We start from the raw sequence: 17,564 nt of genomic DNA, 5'->3' as shown, positions 1-17,564 counted from the left end.
CCGTCGCGGGCAACGCCCGCTCCCACAAGGGGCTGTGGTGTACACAACACCTGTGGGAGCGGGCATTGCCCGCGATGAGGCCCCGGAGACTTGCAAATGACCAACAGCAGCCACAAGGACGTCGTCCAGCGCCAGTTCGGCGAACAGGCCAGCGCCTACCTGAGCAGTGCCGTGCACGCCCAGGGCAGCGAATTCGCCCTGTTGCAGGCCGAACTGGCCGGGCATGAAGGCGCGCGGGTGCTCGACCTGGGCTGCGGTGCCGGCCACGTCAGCTTCCATGTCGCGCCGCTGGTCGGCGAAGTGGTGGCCTACGACCTGTCGCAGCAGATGCTCGACGTGGTCGCTGCCAGCGCCGCCGAGCGTGGCCTGGGCAACATCGTCACCGAGCGTGGCGCCGCGGAACGCCTGCCGTTCGCCGACGCCTCCTTCGACTTCGTCTTCAGCCGCTACTCCGCGCACCACTGGAGCGACCTCGGCCTGGCCCTGCGCGAAGTGCGCCGGGTGCTCAAGCCGGGTGGCGTGGCCGCCTTCGTCGACGTGATGTCGCCGGGCAGCCCGTTGCTGGATACCTACCTGCAAAGCGTCGAAGTCCTGCGCGATACCAGCCATGTGCGCGACTATTGCGCCGCCGAATGGCTGCGCCAGGTCAGCGAGGCCGGCTTGTTCGTGCGCAGCCATGCGCGCCAGCGCCTGCGCCTCGAATACCGCTCCTGGGTCGAGCGCATGCGCACCCCCGAGCCGATGCGCGCCGCCATCCTCCAATTGCAGCAGGCGATGGGCGAAGAAGTACGGCAGTATTACCAGATCGAAGCCGACGGCTCGTTCAGCACCGATGTCCTGGTGCTGTGGGCCGAGCGCTGAGTTTTTTCCGGCGGGCCATCGCGGCGCGCCGCTTGAATTGAGATAGAGGAAAGCATGAGCAAGCAGATTCTGATTCTCCCGGGTGACGGTATCGGTCCGGAAATCATGGCCGAGGCAGTCAAGGTCCTGGAACTGGCCAACGACAGGTTCCAGCTCGGCTTCGCCCTGGAGCACGACGTCATCGGTGGCGCCGCCATCGACAAGCACGGCGTGCCGCTGGCCGACGAGACCCTGGAGCGTGCGCGCAAGGCCGATGCCGTGCTGCTGGGCGCCGTGGGCGGACCGAAGTGGGACAAGATCGAGCGTGACATCCGCCCCGAGCGCGGCCTGCTGAAGATCCGCTCGCAACTGGGCCTGTTCGCCAACCTGCGTCCGGCGATCCTCTACCCGCAACTGGCCGACGCCTCGTCGCTGAAACGCGAGATCGTTTCCGGCCTGGACATCCTGATCGTTCGTGAACTGACCGGCGGCATCTATTTCGGCGCGCCACGCGGCACCCGCGAGCTGGAAGGCGGCGAGCGCCAGTCCTACGACACCCTGCCGTACAGCGAAAGCGAAATCCGTCGCATCGCCCGGGTCGGCTTCGACATGGCCCGCGTGCGCGGCAAGAAGCTCTGCTCGGTGGACAAGGCCAACGTCCTGGCCTCCAGCCAGCTGTGGCGCGAAGTGGTCGAGGAAGTGGCCAAGGACTACCCGGACGTCGAGCTCAGCCACATGTACGTCGACAACGCCGCCATGCAGCTGGTCCGCGCGCCGAAGCAGTTCGACGTGATGGTCACCGACAACATGTTCGGCGACATCCTGTCGGATGAGGCTTCCATGCTCACCGGTTCCATCGGCATGCTGCCTTCGGCCTCGCTGGATGCGCACAACAAGGGCATGTACGAGCCTTGTCACGGTTCCGCGCCGGACATCGCCGGCCAGGGCATTGCCAACCCGCTGGCGACCATCCTCTCGGTGTCGATGATGCTGCGTTACAGCTTCAACCAGCAGGCCGCCGCCGAGGCGATCGAGAAGGCCGTCAGCGTCGTGCTGGACCAGGGACTGCGTACCGGAGACATCTGGTCCGACGGTTGCACCAAAGTAGGTACGCAGGAAATGGGCGACGCAGTAGTCGCAGCGCTGCGGAATCTGTAATCTCTCTGGCCCGCCGCCCAAAACACAACCAGGGCGGCGGCCCACTTTTAGCGAAGGTGTAGTTGCGATGAAACGTGTAGGTCTGATCGGTTGGCGTGGAATGGTCGGTTCCGTGCTCATGCAGCGGATGCTCGAAGAGCAGGATTTCGATCTCATCGAGCCAGTGTTCTTCACTACCTCCAACGTCGGTGGCCAGGGCCCTGCGGTGGGCAAGGACATTGCTCCGCTGAAGGATGCCTACAGCATCGACGAACTCAAGACCCTGGACGTGATCCTGACCTGCCAGGGTGGCGACTACACCAACGAAGTATTCCCCAAGCTGCGCGAAGCCGGCTGGCAGGGCTACTGGATCGATGCCGCTTCGTCCCTGCGCATGCAGGATGACGCAGTCATCGTCCTCGACCCGGTCAACCGCAAGGTCATCGACCAGCAGCTGGATGCCGGGACCAAGAACTACATCGGCGGCAACTGCACCGTCAGCCTGATGCTGATGGGCCTGGGCGGCCTGTTCGAAGCCGGTCTGGTCGAGTGGATGAGCGCCATGACCTACCAGGCCGCTTCCGGCGCCGGCGCGCAGAACATGCGCGAGCTGATCCGTCAGATGGGCGCGACCCACGCCGCCGTGGCCGATGAACTGGCCAACCCGGCCAGCGCCATCCTCGACATCGACCGCAAGGTCGCCGAGGCCATGCGCAGCGAGGCCTACCCGACCGAGAACTTCGGTGTACCGCTGGCCGGCAGCCTGATCCCGTGGATCGACAAGGAACTGCCGAACGGCCAGAGCCGCGAAGAGTGGAAAGGCCAGGCCGAGACCAACAAGATCCTCGGTCGCTTCAAGAGCCCGATCCCGGTGGACGGCATCTGCGTGCGCATCGGCGCCATGCGCTGCCACAGCCAGGCGCTGACCATCAAGCTGAACAAGGACGTGCCGCTGGCCGATATCGAAGGCATGATCAGCCAGCACAACCCCTGGGTGAAACTGGTGCCGAACCAGCGCGACATCAGCATGCAGGAACTCAGCCCGACCAACGTCACCGGCACCCTGAACATTCCGGTGGGTCGTCTGCGCAAGCTGAACATGGGTTCCCAGTACCTGGGCGCCTTCACCGTCGGCGACCAGCTGCTGTGGGGCGCTGCCGAACCGCTGCGGCGCATGCTGCGGATCCTGCTGGAGCGTTGATCGCTTCGCGGTGAACTGAAAAACCCGTGCTGGCGACAGCGCGGGTTTTTTGTTTTTCGCGTAAAGTGCCGCTCCCCAAAATTTCGGGACCGCCTTGCGGTCCTTCGCGGGCAAGCCACGCTCCTACGGAGGCGCGCGTTCCTCGTAGGAGCGTGGCTTGCCCGCGAAGGGCCGCAAGGCGGCCCCAATGGCCAGAGGAAATCCAGATGACCCAGCCCCTCGACATCGCCGTGATCGGCGCCACCGGCACCGTCGGCGAAACCCTCGTGCAGATCCTCGAGGAACGTGATTTCCCGGTGGGCACCCTGTACCTGCTGGCCAGCAGCGAATCCGCCGGCAGCGCGGTGAGCTTCCGCGGCAAGAACCTGCGCACCCGCGATGTCGACGAGTTCGACTTCGCCAAGGTGCGCCTGGCCTTCTTCGCCGCGGGGGCCGCGGTCACCCTGAGCTTCGCCGCGCGGGCCACGGCCGCCGGCTGCACGGTGATCGACCTGTCCGGTGCGCTGCCCGCCGAGCAGGCTCCGGCGGTGGTTCCGGAGGCCAATCCACAGGTGCTCGGCGCGCTGCCGACACCGGCAGTTATCCACAGCCCGAGTGCCGCCGCGGTGGCCCTGGCCGTGGTGCTGGCGCCGCTGAAAGACCTGCTGACCCCGCTGCACGTCAATGTCACCGCCTGCCTGGCCGTCTCCGCCCAGGGCCGCGAGGCGGTCAGCGAGCTGGCCCGGCAGACCGCCGAACTGCTCAATGCCCGTCCGCTGGAGCCGCGCTTCTTCGACCGGCAGATGGCCTTCAACCTGCTGGCCCAGGTCGGCGCCAGCGACGAACAGGGTCATGGCCTGCTCGAGCGTCGCCTGGTGCGCGAGTTGCGCGAACTGCTCGGCATGCCTTTACTCAGCATTTCAGTCACCTGCGTTCAAGTCCCGGTGTTTTTTGGCGATAGCTACACTGTGACGCTGAATACCAGCGAAGCGGTGGATCTGCGCGCGGTGAATGCGGCGCTGGAAGCGGCCGACGGCGTAGAGCTGGTGGAAGAGGGGGATTATCCGACGCCGGTCGGCGATGCCGTGGGGCAGGACGTGGTGTATGTCGGGCGGGTGCGCGGCGGTATCGACGAATCGCGCCAGCTCAATCTCTGGCTGACTACCGACAACGTGCGCAAAGGCGCGGGTTTGAACGCCGTGCAGCTGGCTGAATTGTTGATAAAAGACCTTGTGTAAAAGATACTTGGCGACACTTTGCCCACTGACCATTAATTACCGCCGGCAACTTGCCCGCGGCCAATAATGGCAGATTGAACATGACTGCGATCATGTCGTTTTTATTAGCCTCACGGCGGTTCTTCACTTCTTCTCGTGTGCCGGGGAAGTTTCAAACAAAGGATGAGGTCATGCTTCGAATTCGCAAACTGGTGTTAGCAATAGCCGCCGCGTCGGCGCTGTCTTCCGGTATGGCGCATGCCCTCGGTTTGGGCGAGCTGACCCTCAAGTCGGCCCAGAACCAGCCACTCAACGCTGAAATCGAACTGCTCGACGTGCGCGACCTGAGCCCCGCCGATCTCAAGCCGAGCCTCGCGCCGGCCGAAGAGTTCGCCAAGGCCGGCGTCGAACGCCCGCCGTTCCTCGATGACCTGACCTTCACCCCGGTGATCAACCCGGCCGGCAAGAGCGTGCTCAAGGTGACTTCCAGCCAGGCGCTGCCGGCGCCGATGGTCAAGTTCCTGGTCCAGGTGATGTGGCCGCAAGGCCGCCTGCTGCGCGACTACAGCGTGCTGCTGGATACCTCCAAGTTCTCCCCGGAAACCGCCCAGGCCGCCTCCGGCGTGACCCCGGCGGCCACTGCCCCGGCCAACTACACCACCGTACGCCGCGACACCCTGTGGGAAATCGCCTCGCGTTCGCGTCAGGGCGGCTCGGTGCAGCAGACCATGCTGGCGATCCAGGCGCTCAACCCGGATGCCTTCATCAACGGCAACATCAACCAGCTGAAGACCGGCCAGGTACTGCGCATGCCGGATCAGCAACAGATCCAGAGCGTCCCGCAGGCCCAGGCGGTGAAAGAGGTCAACGAGCAGTACGCCGCCTGGCGCCAGGGCCGTCGCCTCGGCCCGCAGGCCCGCCAGCTCGATGCCACCCGCCGCGACGCCGCCCAAGCCGCGCCGACGCGCATCGCCGAGCAGGACAACCTCAAGCTGGTCGCTCCCGGCGGCAAGGGCCAGGGCAGCGACAAGGCGCTGAGCGACAAACTGGCGATGACCCAGGAAAACCTCGACAGCAGCCGCCGCGAAGGCGACGAACTGAAAAGCCGTGTGGCCGATCTGCAAAGCCAGCTGGACAAGCTGCAGCGCCTGATCGAGCTGAAGAACGATCAACTGGCCCGCCTCGAAGCGCAGAGCAATGCCCCGGCTGCTCCGGTCGCCAGCGCGCCGGTGATCGACGCGCAGTTGCAGGCCAACCCGGCGCCGGCCGCCGAACCGGTGGCGCCAGCGCCAGCCGCGGTCGATACCGAGCCGCAGCAGGTCACCCCAGCACCTGAAGGCGCCGCCGCGCCCGTTGTGGAGGAGGGCGAGAGCAAGGGGCTCGACGGCATTCTCGGCAATCCGCAGATGCTCGCCCTGATCGCCGGCTCCGCGCTGCTGGTCCTGCTGCTGCTGATCCTGCTCCTGGTGCGCAAGCGCAAGGCCCAGCAGGAAGCGGAAAAACACATGCGCATGGCCCGCGCGCTGGCTGAGGAAAGCGAGCTGGGTCCTGACCTGGACCTGCCGCCGAGCAGCTTCGACGGCCTCGACATCGCGCCGCCGACGGTCAAGCTGGCGCCTGCCGTAGTGGCCGCCTCCGCCGCCGCGGCCACCGCCGCCGAGCAGGTCAGCGAGCCGCGCGCCGCCGAGCCGAAAGCCGATCCGTTCATGGCCGAGATCGACGATTGCATTGCCCACGGCCGCCTGATGCAGGCCTCCAACCTGCTGGAACCGGCGGTGGAGAAATTCCCGCAGCGCAGCGACCTGCGTCTGAAACTGATGGAAGTCTACGCACGCCAGGGCGATCGCGACGGCTTCGTCAGCCAGGAACGCCAGCTGCAGGCCAATCCACACAACCTTGCCGAAGTCGAATCGCTGAAGAGCCGTTTCCCGACCATGGTCGCCCTGGCGGCCGCGGCCGCCGGCGCTGCCGTGGCCTCCGGCCTGGACGAGAAGTTCGTCGAGCAACTGATGTCCGACGAGCCCGAGGCGCAGGCGGATGCCGACCTGCCCGCCGATGACGAGCTGGACAGCGCCTTCGACCTGAGCCTCGACGACCTCGATGGCCTGGAGCTGGAAGCGCCGGCCGACCAGGCCGCAGTCGAGGCCAGCAGCCAGGCACCGGCCGAGCCGTCGCTGGATGATCTGGATTTCGACACCCTGCTGCAGGACAACCCGGAAGCGCCGCAGGCCGAGCCACCGCAACTGGAGCCCGAGCCAGCCGGCCTTGCCGACGACCTCGACTTCGACAGTCTGCTGCAGGAGCACGCCGCGGCCCAGGCTGCCGAGCCGGCGCCGCAGGCCGAGCCAGAGCCAGAGCCGCCGGTGGTCGACGACCTGGATTTCGACAGCCTGCTGGAGGAGCACACCGCGGCCCAGGCCATTGAGCCGCAAGCGCCGGTGGAGCCCGCCGCGCTCGAGGACGATCTGGACTTCGACAGCCTGCTGCAGGAACACACCGCGGCCCAGGCCAGTGAGCCGCAAGCGCCCGCGGAGCCCGCCGCGGTCGCGGACGATCTGGACTTCGACAGCCTGTTGCAGGAACACACCGCCGCCCAGGCGCAACCCGAGCCGCAGCCGGAGCCCGAGCTGTCGGCGCTCGATGACGACCTGGACTTCGATGCGCTGCTCGACGAGCACGCCAAGGCGCAATCCACCGCCAGCGACGACCTGGCCGATTTCGACCTGAGCATTCCCGACGAGGCGCCGAGCGTCGCCACGGAAAACCGTCCGCCGCTGGATATCGAAGCGGAGCTGGCGGCCTTCGACAACGACCTGGGCCTGGAAGCCGACCTGCCGGACCTGGAACTGCCCGACGATTTCGACCTGTCCCTGCCGGGCGAGGACGATGCTGCGTCGAAGCATTTCGCCGCCGAACTGGACAACGTCAACGCCGAGCTGGACAAGCTTTCCGCCAGCCTGGAGACCCCGTCGCTGGAGCCGCACTTCACCGCCGAGGATGCGGCCAGCCTGGCGCCGGAAGACGAGGAGTTCGATTACCTGTCCGGCACCGATGAAGTCGCCACCAAGCTCGATCTGGCCCGTGCCTACATCGACATGGGCGACCACGATGGCGCCCGCGACATCCTCGACGAGGTCTACAAGGAAGGCGACAAGGACCAGCGTCGCGAGGCCAACGAGCTGCGTTCCAAGCTGTCCTGACGGGCAGGCCTCGTAGGAGCGTGGCTTGCCCGCGAAAGGACCGCAACGCGGTCCCATCCTGGCGAAACATTTCCGGGACCGCTGCGCGGTCCTTTCGCGGGCAAGCCGCGCTCCTACGGTTGGTTCGCGGGCAAGTCAGATCCTACAGTCCTTCGCGGGCTAGCCCATTCATGCATCGCGCATAGGCCCCCGCAGCTGCCGTTGTCGTTATAATCGCCGCCATTGCGTAACCCACAGGCTCTCATTCCCTTGGAAATCATCGAAAACCCCGCCGAAGTCGCGGCCGAAGGCTATTCCCGCATCGCCCTGGGCGTTGAATACAAAGGCACCCGCTACCGCGGCTGGCAGCGTCAGGGCGATGGCGTCATCAGTGTCCAGCAGACCCTCGAGGAGGCCCTGTCGAAAGTGGCCGCCGAGACGATCACCGTGCAGTGCGCCGGACGCACCGATGCCGGAGTCCATGCCAGCGGCCAGGTGGTGCATTTCGATACCTGCGCCGTGCGCAATCCCAAGGCCTGGACCATGGGCGCCAACAGCCATCTGCCCCACGACATCAGCGTGACCTGGGCCGAGCAGATGCCGGCGCACTTCCATGCCCGCTTCAAGGCGTTCGCCCGGCGTTATCGCTATGTGATCTACAACGACCAGATCCGTCCGGCGCATCTCGGCGACCAGGTCACCTGGAACCACCGGCCGCTGGACGTCGAGCGCATGGCCGCCGCCGCCGCCTGTCTCATCGGTACCCATGACTTCAGCGCCTTCCGCGCCGGACAGTGCCAGGCCAAGTCGCCGATCAAGACCATCCACCACCTGCGGGTCACCCGCCACGGCAAGATGATCGTCCTCGATATCCGCGCCAGTGCCTTCCTCCACCATATGGTGCGCAACATCGCCGGGGTACTGATGACCATCGGTGCCGGCGAGCGGCCGATCGAGTGGGTGGGCGAGGTCCTGGCCAGCCTCGACCGGCGTGCCGGTGCACCGACCGCGCATCCTTTCGGCCTGTATCTGGTGCAGGTCGAATACCCCGAGGAGTTCGCCCTGCCGCGACGTTTCATCGGGCCACATTTCCTCACGGGTTTCGATGCCCTGACGGCTGACGACCCGGTGGTCATTTGCTAACATCCGGGACTTTCGCTTCGTTGGAGATTCCCTGGCCATGTCTGCCGTTCGCAGCAAGATCTGCGGTATTACTCGCGTGGAAGACGCGCTGGCCGCGGCCGAGGCGGGGGCTGACGCCATCGGGCTGGTGTTCTACGCCAAGAGCCCGCGGGCGGTGAATGTGCAGCAGGCGCGGGAAATCATCGCCGCCCTGCCACCGTTCGTGACCACCGTGGGGCTGTTCGTCAACGCCAGTCGCTGCGAGTTGAACGAGATCCTCGAAGCCGTGCCGCTGGACCTCCTGCAGTTCCATGGCGACGAAACCCCGGCCGATTGCGAAGGCTACAACCGGCCGTGGATCAAGGCCCTGCGGGTGCGCCCCGGCGATGACCTGGAAGCGGCCTGCAAGCTGTACGCGCGGGCCAGCGGCATTCTGCTCGACACCTATGTGGCCGGCGTTCCCGGCGGGACCGGCGAAGCGTTCGACTGGGCGCTGGTGCCGGAGCACCTGAGCAAGCCGATCATCCTCGCCGGTGGTCTCTCGCCCGCCAACGTCGGCGCGGCCATCGCCCAGGTCCGTCCGTGGGCCGTGGACGTCAGCGGCGGGGTGGAGCAGGCCAAGGGCATCAAGGACCCGGAACGTATCCAGGCCTTCCTCGCCGCGGTGCGCCAGGCGTGATGCGTGTCGATGTGACGGCGGCCGACAAGGCATCGTCCATAGCTTTCGCAGCCCGTTGCTGCCTGGTCAGGCCCGCGGGCCGGCCGAATTTCACGGTCGGCGCCGCAGGCGTCGCCCATACAGGTTGACGATGAGTCGCATTCCGCAGGATCTGGCGCCCAGGGCGCGGCGGCGGTTGCGGCTGATCTTCGCGACATACACGAATTTTCAAGCTCAAGGGCATACGCGCGACCCGGCACCCATTGCCTGCCGGCCGCCGCTACTGGAGAAATAAAGCATGAGCAACTGGTTAGTAGACAAACTGATCCCATCGATCATGCGTTCCGAGGTGAAGAAGAGTTCGGTTCCCGAGGGCCTGTGGCACAAGTGCCCGTCCTGCGAGGCCGTGCTGTACCGTCCGGAACTGGAAAAGACCCTGGACGTCTGCCCCAAGTGCAACCATCACATGCGTATCGGCGCCCGCGCGCGCCTGAACATTTTCCTCGATCCGGAAGGCCGTAACGAGCTGGGCGCCGAGCTGGAGCCGGTGGACCGCCTGAAGTTCCGCGACGGCAAGAAGTACAAGGACCGCCTGGTCGCCGCGCAGAAGGCGATCGGCGAGAAGGACGCGCTGATCTCCATGAGCGGCACCCTGATGGGCATGCCGATCGTGGTCAGCGCCTTCGAGTTCTCCTTCATGGGCGGCTCCATGGGTGCCGTGGTCGGCGAGCGCTTCGTGCGTGCCGCCAACTACGCCCTGGAAAACCGTTGCCCGATGGTCTGCTTCTCCGCTTCCGGCGGCGCGCGCATGCAGGAAGCGCTGATCTCGCTGATGCAGATGGCCAAGACCTCCGCCGCCCTGGCGCGCCTGCGCGAAGAAGGCATTCCGTTCATCTCCGTGCTGACCGACCCGGTCTACGGCGGCGTTTCCGCCAGTCTGGCGATGCTCGGCGACGTCATCGTCGGTGAGCCAAAGGCCCTGATCGGCTTCGCCGGTCCGCGCGTCATCGAGCAGACCGTGCGCGAGAAACTGCCGGAAGGCTTCCAGCGCAGCGAGTTCCTGCTGGAGCACGGCGCCATCGACATGATCATCCACCGCGCCGAGCTGCGTTCGCGCCTGGCCACGATCCTGGCGCAGATGACCGGCAAACCGACGCCGAAGCACGTGCCATCGGCCGTCGATGCCGTGGTCGTACCGCCGGCGCCTGCCACCGTATGACCCCGCGTACCCTTGGCGACTGGCTCGCCTATCTGGAGCAACTGCACCCGTCGGCCATCGACATGGGCCTGGATCGCTCCCGAGAGGTAGCGACCCGGCTCGGGCTGGGCAAGCCGGCGCCACGGGTGATCACCGTCACCGGGACCAACGGCAAGGGTTCGACCTGCGCCTTCATCGCCGCGCTGCTCAAGGCGCAGGGGCTGAAGGTGGGGGTCTACAGCTCGCCGCACCTGCTGCGCTACAACGAGCGGGTGCAGATCGACGCACGGGAAGTCGACGACCAGCAGCTCTGCGAGGCCTTCGCCGCGGTCGAGGCCGCCCGTGGCGAAATCTCCCTGACCTACTTCGAAATGGGCACCCTGGCGGCCTTCTGGCTGTTCAGTCGCGCGGCGCTGGATGCCGTGGTCCTCGAAGTCGGCCTAGGCGGGCGCCTGGATGCGGTCAACCTGGTGGACGCCGACCTCGCCGTGGTCACCAGCATCGGTGTCGACCATGCCGACTGGCTGGGCAATACCCGTGAGTCGGTGGCCTTCGAGAAGGCCGGCATCTTCCGCCAGGGCAAGCCCGCCCTGTGCGGTGACCTCAATCCGCCGCAGCCCTTGCTGGACAAGGCGCGCGAGCTGTCCTGCGGGTTCTTCCTGCGCGGACGTGATTTCGACCTGGCCTACACCGAGCAGCGCTGGCAATGGCGCGGCGTCGATGCGCGGGGTGCCGAGGTCGAGCTGCGCGACCTGCCGCTGCTCGACCTGCCGATGGAAAACGCCGCCCTGGCCCTGCAGGCCTACCTGCTGCTGGATCTGCCGTGGCAGGCCGGGCAGATCGCCCAGGCGTTGCAGGCGGCGCGGATCGTCGGGCGCCTGGACCGCCGCCAGTTCGTCTGGCAGGGCAAGCGCCTGAATATCCTCCTGGATGTGGGGCACAACCCGCATGCCGCCGAGTACCTGGCCGAGCGCCTGGCTGCGCGCCCGGTGGCCGGCCAGCGCCTGGCGGTGTTCGGCCTGCTGGCGGACAAGGACCTCGACGGAGTGATCCGGCCGCTGTTGCCGCACGTCGGCAGCTGGGCGGTGGCTACACTGGATACTGCGCGCAGTCGCCCGGCGCCGGAGCTGCAGGCCGCGCTGGAGAACCTTGGCGCTTCCGTGCAGTCTTACTCCTGCGTCGCGCAGGCCCTGGAAGGGCAGTGCGCGCGGGCGACGGCGGATGACGAAATCCTGCTGTTCGGATCATTTTTCTGTGTCGGCGAGGCCTTGCAGTGGCTGAGCCGGCAGGCCATGGAGGACTGAGTCAATGGCGGGGCTGGACAAGGTGATCAAGCAACGGATGGTCGGTGCGCTGGTGCTGGTGGCGCTGGCGGTGATTTTCCTGCCGATGCTGTTCACCAAGGAAGACGAACTGCGTCAGGTCCAGGTCGAAGCGCCGCAGGCGCCGGCGGTGCCGGCCTTGCCGCAGGTCCAGGTGGAGCCGGTACAGGTGCCGGAACCCCAGGTCATTCCCGACAGCAACGTGGCCAGCCAGCCGCAGACGGCACCGAGCACGCCGATCGCTCCGGCGCCGTCTGCGCCGGTGGCCTCGACGCCCGTGCAGGAAGCGCCGAAGCCAAGCACGCCGATCCCGACCCCGGCACCCGCCGCCAAACCAGCGCCAGCACCGGCGGTCGCTGCCGCGCCGGCCAAACCCGTGGCTGCTCCGGCACCTGCAGCGGCCGCGCCCCAGGCTCCGGCCAACAAGGTCGATCCCAATGGCCTGCCGGTCAGCTGGTCGGTGCAACTGGCCAGCCTGTCCAATCGCGCCAGCGCCGACAGCCTGCAGAAAACCCTGCGCAGCCAGGGCTACAACGCCTATATCCGCTCCGCGGACGGGATGAACCGGGTGTTCGTCGGTCCGGTCATCGAGCGGGCCGAGGCCGAGCGCCTGCGCGATGTCATCAGTCGCCAGCAGAAACTCAAGGGTTTCGTGGTGCGCTTCCAGCCCGAGCGTGGCTGAAACCTGCCGTCCAGCCCGCGCCGGACGGCAAATCACCGCTTACCCATAGTCCCTCGCTCTGGTAAAATGCGCGGCCTCAACCGTTTGCAGGCAACACCGTGGCATTTACCTGGGTCGACTGGGCGATTCTCGCGATCATCGCCATTTCTTCGCTGATCAGTCTCAAGCGCGGCTTCGTCAAGGAAGCCCTGTCGCTGCTTACCTGGATCGTCGCCGGTGCGGTGGCGTGGATGTTCGGCGGCTCCGCCGCGCAGTATCTGGACAGTTACATACAGACGCCATCGGCCCGGGTCATCGGCGGATGCGCCATCGTTTTCGTCGCCACCCTGCTGGTGGGGGCGATGATCAATTTTCTTCTTGGCGAGCTGATTCGCGTCACCGGGCTGTCCGGGACCGATCGCTTCCTCGGCATGGCCTTCGGCGCCGCCCGCGGCGCCCTGCTGGTGGTGGTGGCCGTCGGGCTGCTGAGCCTGGGGCCGGTACAACAGGATCCGTGGTGGCAGGAGTCGCGACTCTTGCCACAATTTCTATTGGTGGCTGACTGGTCGAAGAACCTCATCCTGGGGTTGACCAGCCAGTGGCTAGCCAGCGGGATCAGCGCTCCGGTTGATCTCCCGTTCAAGGAACAGCTCCTGGGGCCAAAAGCTCCGTGAGCACCGTTCAATCCAGTTTCATTAAGTAGGGGTTGCGTCGCATGTGTGGCATCGTCGGTATCGTCGGTAAGTCGAACGTCAATCAGGCGCTGTATGACGCGCTAACCGTCCTCCAGCACCGCGGCCAGGACGCTGCCGGTATTGTGACCAGCCATGATGGCCGGTTATTCCTGCGCAAGGACAACGGTCTGGTCCGTGACGTCTTCCAGCAGCGCCATATGCAGCGCCTGGTCGGCCACATGGGCATCGGCCACGTGCGCTATCCAACCGCGGGCAGCTCGACCTCGGCCGAGGCCCAGCCGTTCTATGTCAACTCGCCTTACGGCATCACCCTGGCGCACAACGGCAACCTGACCAACGTCGAGCAGCTGGCCAAGGAGATCTACGAGTCCGACCTGCGCCACGTCAACACCAACTCCGATTCGGAAGTCCTGCTCAACGTCTTCGCCCATGAGCTGGCGGTACGCGGCAAGCTGCAACCGACCGAGGAAGACGTGTTCGCCGCGGTCGCCGATGTGCACAACCGCTGCGTCGGCGGCTATGCCGTGGTGGCGATGATCACCGGCTACGGCATCGTCGGCTTCCGTGACCCCAACGGTATCCGTCCGATCGTCTTCGGCCAGCGTCACACCGACGAAGGCGTCGAGTACATGATCGCTTCCGAAAGCGTGTCCCTGGACGTCCTCGGCTTCACCCTGATCCGCGACCTGGCACCGGGCGAAGCGGTCTACATCACCGAGGAAGGCAAGCTGCACACCCGTCAGTGCGCGGCCAACCCGAAACTCTCGCCGTGCATCTTCGAGCACGTCTACCTGGCCCGTCCCGACTCGATCATCGACGGCGTCTCGGTGTACAAGGCGCGCCTGCGCATGGGCGAGAAGCTGGCCGAGAAGATCCAGCGCGAGCGTCCGGACCACGACATCGACGTGGTCATCCCGATCCCCGACACCAGCCGCACCGCGGCCCTGGAACTGGCCAACCACCTGGGCGTGAAGTTCCGCGAAGGCTTCGTCAAGAACCGCTACATCGGCCGTACCTTCATCATGCCGGGCCAGGCCGCGCGGAAGAAATCCGTGCGCCAGAAGCTCAACGCCATCGAGCTGGAATTCCGCGGCAAGAACGTGATGCTGGTGGACGACTCCATCGTCCGTGGCACCACCTGCAAGCAGATCATCCAGATGGCCCGTGAAGCCGGCGCGAAGAACGTCTACTTCTGCTCGGCCGCTCCGGCCGTGCGTTTCCCCAACGTCTATGGCATCGACATGCCGAGCGCCCACGAACTCATCGCTCACAACCGCAGCACCCAGGATGTCGCCGACCTGATCGGCGCCGACTGGCTGGTCTACCAGGACCTGCCGGACCTGATCGAAGCGGTTGGCGGCGGCAAGATCAAGATCGAGCACTTCGACTGCGCGGTATTCGACGGCCAGTACGTCACCGGTGACGTCGACGAAGCCTACCTGGAGCGCATCGAGCGAGCGCGCAACGACCTCGCCAAGGCCAAGAACCAGGCAGTCAGCGCGATCATCGACCTTCACAACAACTGATAAGGGGAGCAGCGGCATGACACAGGAATGGGATGCCGGGCGCCTGGACAGCGACCTCGAAGGGGTCGCTTTCGATACGCTGGCGGTACGCGCCGGCCAGCATCGCACGCCGGAAGGTGAGCACAGCGACCCGCTGTTCTTCACCTCCAGCTACGTGTTCCGGACCGCGGCCGATGCCGCGGCGCGGTTCGCCGGCGAGGTTCCAGGCAACGTCTATTCACGCTACACCAACCCCACCGTGCGGGCTTTCGAGGAGCGCATCGCCGCCCTGGAAGGCGCCGAGCAGGCGGTGGCGACCTCCACCGGCATGGCCGCGATCCTCGCCACGGTCATGGCCCTGTGCAGCGCCGGCGACCATGTGCTGGTCTCGCAGAGCGTGTTTGGTTCGACCATCAGCCTGTTCGAGAAGTACTTCAAGCGCTTCGGCGTGCAGGTCGACTATGTGCCGCTGGCCGATCTGAACGCCTGGGAACAGGCGATCAAGGCCAATACCAAGCTGCTGTTCGTCGAGTCGCCATCCAACCCGCTGGCCGAACTGGTGGACATCGCCGCGCTGGCGGAAATCGCCCACGCCAAGGGTGCCCAGCTGGTGGTGGACAACTGCTTCAGCACCCCGGCCCTGCAGCAGCCGCTGCAACTGGGCGCGGACATCGTCGTGCACTCGGCGACCAAGTTCATCGACGGCCAGGGCCGTTGCATGGGCGGCGTGGTCGCCGGTCGCAGCGAGCAGATGAAGGAAGTGGTCGGTTTCATCCGTACCGCCGGCCCGTCGCTGAGCCCGTTCAACGCCTGGGTCTTCCTCAAGGGCCTGGAGACGCTGAACCTGCGCATGCGCGCGCACTGCGCCAATGCCCAGGAGCTGGCCGAGTGGCTGGAGCAGCAGGACGGCATCGACAAGGTTCACTACGCCGGGCTGGAAAGCCATCCGCAGCACGACCTGGCCAAGCGCCAGATGAAGGGCTTCGGCGCGGTGGTGAGCTTCGAGGTCAAGGGCGGCAAGGAGGGCGCATGGCGCTTCATCGATGCCACCCGACTGATCTCGATCACCGCCAACCTCGGCGACAGCAAGACCACCATCACCCACCCGGGTACCACCTCCCACGGCCGCCTGTCGCCGCAGGAGCGTGAAGCCGCCGGTATCCGCGACAGCCTGATCCGCGTCGCCGTGGGCCTGGAAGACGTGGCCGACCTCAAGGCCGACCTCGCGCGCGGGCTGGCCGCGCTGTGATCGACTGGTCGGTTGCCGAGAGCAGCCATAACGGTCGCGTGGCGCTGGTCACCGGCGCCGCCCGCGGCATCGGCCTGGGCATCGCTGCCTGGCTGATCGCCGAGGGCTGGCAGGTGGTGCTCACCGACCTCGATCGGGTGCGCGGGACCAAGGTCGCCAAGGTGCTGGGCGATAACGCCTGGTTCGTCGGCATGGATGTCTCCGACGAGGTCCAGGTGACCCTCGGCGTGGCCGAAGTCCTTGGTCAGTTCGGTCGCCTCGATGCCCTGGTGTGCAACGCGGCGATCGCCGATCCGCACAACACCACCCTGGAAAGCCTCAGCCTGCAGCACTGGAATCGCGTGCTGGCGGTCAACCTGGGCGGACCGATGCTCCTGGCCAAGCATTGCGCGCCTTACCTGCGCGCGCATTGCGGGGCCATCGTCAACCTGACCTCGACCCGTGCCGGCCAGTCCGAGCCGGACACCGAGGCCTACGCGGCGAGCAAGGGCGGCCTGCTGGCGCTGACCCATGCCCTGGCCATGAGCCTGGGCCCGGAGATCAGGGTCAATGCGGTCAGCCCCGGCTGGATCGATGCCCGTGATCCTTCCGTGCGGCGTGCCGAGCCTCTCAGCGACGCCGACCATGCCCAGCATCCGGCGGGCAGGGTAGGGACGGTGGAAGACGTGGCGGCGGCGGTGTCCTGGTTGCTGTCGAAGAATGCCGGGTTCGTCACCGGCCAGGAGTTCGTCGTCGACGGCGGCATGACCAAGAAGATGATCTACCAGTAACCGCTGGCGTTTCTCGCGGTTCGTGGTTGTGAAACGGCAAGTTTGTGCTACCGCTTGCGGTCGAGAGGGATACGGGGAAAACGCTTTTTTTGCCCTTTTTGAAAAAAAACTTCAATGGGGGTATTGACTTAGGTTCGTTACCTGCGTAAATTTCGCGGCCTCAGCGAAGCAAACGAAACAAAGCGAAACAGCAACAGCAGTGACGCGATGGGACGTAAGTTACGAAGGGTGATTAGCTCAGCCGGGAGAGCATCTGCCTTACAAGCAGAGGGTCGGCGGTTCGATCCCGTCATCACCCACCACTTCCTGAGAACGTTCCTGACCCGGATCGCTTCGCAAGAAACGGTCTACCAGAGAGGAACAGGACGCAAGTCCACATGCGCAGCGGTAGTTCAGTCGGTTAGAATACCGGCCTGTCACGCCGGGGGTCGCGGGTTCGAGTCCCGTCCGCTGCGCCACTTTTCTCCAGATCGCTCGATGAGCGGTTTGAGGTCCGAAGGCACCGAAGCCTTCAGGCCAGATCCCAGTTTCAAACGAACGCAAGTTCGTGCGATACGCAGCGGTAGTTCAGTCGGTTAGAATACCGGCCTGTCACGCCGGGGGTCGCGGGTTCGAGTCCCGTCCGCTGCGCCATATCGAGCTTCCAGGGCCCACTGAACACCCGGAAGCTACAAAGAAAGCGGCCATTGGCCGCTTTTTTTGTTTCTGCATTTCCTTCGCCATTCCCTCCGCCAAACCTTCCCGGCACCCATGCCTGTGCGCCGGGCGGCGTCGTTGCGCCTTGCCTGTTGTCTCGATTATTTAGGTTGCATGCGATCTATCAGCGTGAGA

General features: G+C 65.8%; 14 protein-coding genes and 3 tRNA genes. All 17 read left to right on the top strand.

The genetic code is table 11. The features are described from left to right. Nucleotides 1-96: 96 nt before the first annotated feature. The 17 genes from RTI28_RS23945 to RTI28_RS23865 all read left to right on the top strand — a co-directional run bounded on the left by RTI28_RS23945 (nt 97) and on the right by RTI28_RS23865 (nt 17,366). A complete protein-coding gene (locus tag RTI28_RS23945; RefSeq protein WP_316922768.1) occupies nt 97-861 on the top strand; it encodes a methyltransferase domain-containing protein in 765 nt (254 codons plus the stop codon). A 54-nt stretch (nt 862-915) separates the two neighbouring features. Continuing rightward, complete coding sequence (gene leuB, locus RTI28_RS23940) at nt 916-1,998, top strand: 3-isopropylmalate dehydrogenase (RefSeq protein WP_316922767.1); 1,083 nt, start codon at nt 916-918, stop codon at nt 1,996-1,998. A 67-nt stretch (nt 1,999-2,065) separates the two neighbouring features. Further along, nucleotides 2,066-3,178: an aspartate-semialdehyde dehydrogenase gene (asd, locus tag RTI28_RS23935; RefSeq protein WP_316922766.1), complete on the top strand. Its 1,113-nt coding sequence runs from the start codon at nt 2,066-2,068 to the stop codon at nt 3,176-3,178. A gap of 206 nt (nt 3,179-3,384) precedes the next feature. Beyond that, nucleotides 3,385-4,395, top strand: a complete 1,011-nt coding sequence (locus RTI28_RS23930; RefSeq protein WP_316922765.1) for an aspartate-semialdehyde dehydrogenase — start codon at nt 3,385-3,387, stop codon at nt 4,393-4,395. Between the two features lie 170 nt (nt 4,396-4,565). Next, nucleotides 4,566-7,574 carry a FimV/HubP family polar landmark protein gene (locus RTI28_RS23925; protein ID WP_316922764.1) on the top strand — a complete coding sequence of 1,003 codons (3,009 nt, stop codon included), beginning with the start codon at nt 4,566-4,568 and terminating at the stop codon, nt 7,572-7,574. 243 nt (nt 7,575-7,817) lie between these two features. Beyond that, nucleotides 7,818-8,696: a tRNA pseudouridine(38-40) synthase TruA gene (gene truA / locus RTI28_RS23920; protein WP_410479036.1), complete on the top strand. Its 879-nt coding sequence runs from the start codon at nt 7,818-7,820 to the stop codon at nt 8,694-8,696. Between the two features lie 37 nt (nt 8,697-8,733). Next, nucleotides 8,734-9,354, top strand: coding sequence for a phosphoribosylanthranilate isomerase (locus RTI28_RS23915; protein ID WP_316922762.1), 621 nt, complete (start codon nt 8,734-8,736; stop codon nt 9,352-9,354). 277 nt (nt 9,355-9,631) lie between these two features. Then, on the top strand, nt 9,632-10,552 hold the full coding sequence (gene accD, locus RTI28_RS23910; protein WP_316922761.1) for an acetyl-CoA carboxylase, carboxyltransferase subunit beta: 921 nt from the start codon (nt 9,632-9,634) through the stop codon (nt 10,550-10,552). After that, nucleotides 10,549-11,835 (top strand): bifunctional tetrahydrofolate synthase/dihydrofolate synthase, encoded by a 1,287-nt coding sequence (gene folC / locus RTI28_RS23905; RefSeq protein ID WP_316922760.1) that lies wholly within the window; start codon nt 10,549-10,551, stop codon nt 11,833-11,835. The genes accD and folC overlap by 4 nt, the downstream gene beginning before the upstream one ends. A gap of 4 nt (nt 11,836-11,839) precedes the next feature. Beyond that, complete coding sequence (locus RTI28_RS23900) at nt 11,840-12,535, top strand: SPOR domain-containing protein (protein ID WP_316922759.1); 696 nt, start codon at nt 11,840-11,842, stop codon at nt 12,533-12,535. 98 nt (nt 12,536-12,633) lie between these two features. Next, nucleotides 12,634-13,188, top strand: coding sequence for a CvpA family protein (locus RTI28_RS23895; protein ID WP_316922758.1), 555 nt, complete (start codon nt 12,634-12,636; stop codon nt 13,186-13,188). Between the two features lie 41 nt (nt 13,189-13,229). After that, entirely contained in the window at nt 13,230-14,735 is a 1,506-nt protein-coding gene (purF, locus tag RTI28_RS23890; protein ID WP_316922757.1) for an amidophosphoribosyltransferase, read from the top strand. 16 nt (nt 14,736-14,751) lie between these two features. Next, the gene (locus RTI28_RS23885) at nt 14,752-15,963 is read left to right on the top strand and encodes an O-succinylhomoserine sulfhydrylase (protein ID WP_316922756.1); all 1,212 of its coding nucleotides are present in this window, start codon (nt 14,752-14,754) and stop codon (nt 15,961-15,963) included. Next, nucleotides 15,960-16,733, top strand: coding sequence for an SDR family oxidoreductase (locus RTI28_RS23880; RefSeq protein WP_316922755.1), 774 nt, complete (start codon nt 15,960-15,962; stop codon nt 16,731-16,733). The genes RTI28_RS23885 and RTI28_RS23880 overlap by 4 nt, the downstream gene beginning before the upstream one ends. Before the next feature lie 226 nt (nt 16,734-16,959). After that, a tRNA-Val gene (locus RTI28_RS23875) sits at nt 16,960-17,035 on the top strand. Nucleotides 17,036-17,114: 79 nt separating this feature from the next. Further along, nucleotides 17,115-17,191 (top strand) — tRNA-Asp (locus tag RTI28_RS23870). A 98-nt stretch (nt 17,192-17,289) separates the two neighbouring features. After that, nucleotides 17,290-17,366: transfer RNA gene (locus RTI28_RS23865), tRNA-Asp, on the top strand. Nucleotides 17,367-17,564: the final 198 nt, after the last annotated feature.

Source organism: Pseudomonas sp. zfem002 (assembly GCF_032621685.1).
Classification (GTDB): Bacteria; Pseudomonadota; Gammaproteobacteria; order Pseudomonadales; family Pseudomonadaceae; genus Aquipseudomonas; species Aquipseudomonas japonica.
The sequence above is the reverse complement of the archived record's forward strand: the minus strand, read 5'-3'. Positions and strand labels throughout refer to the sequence as shown.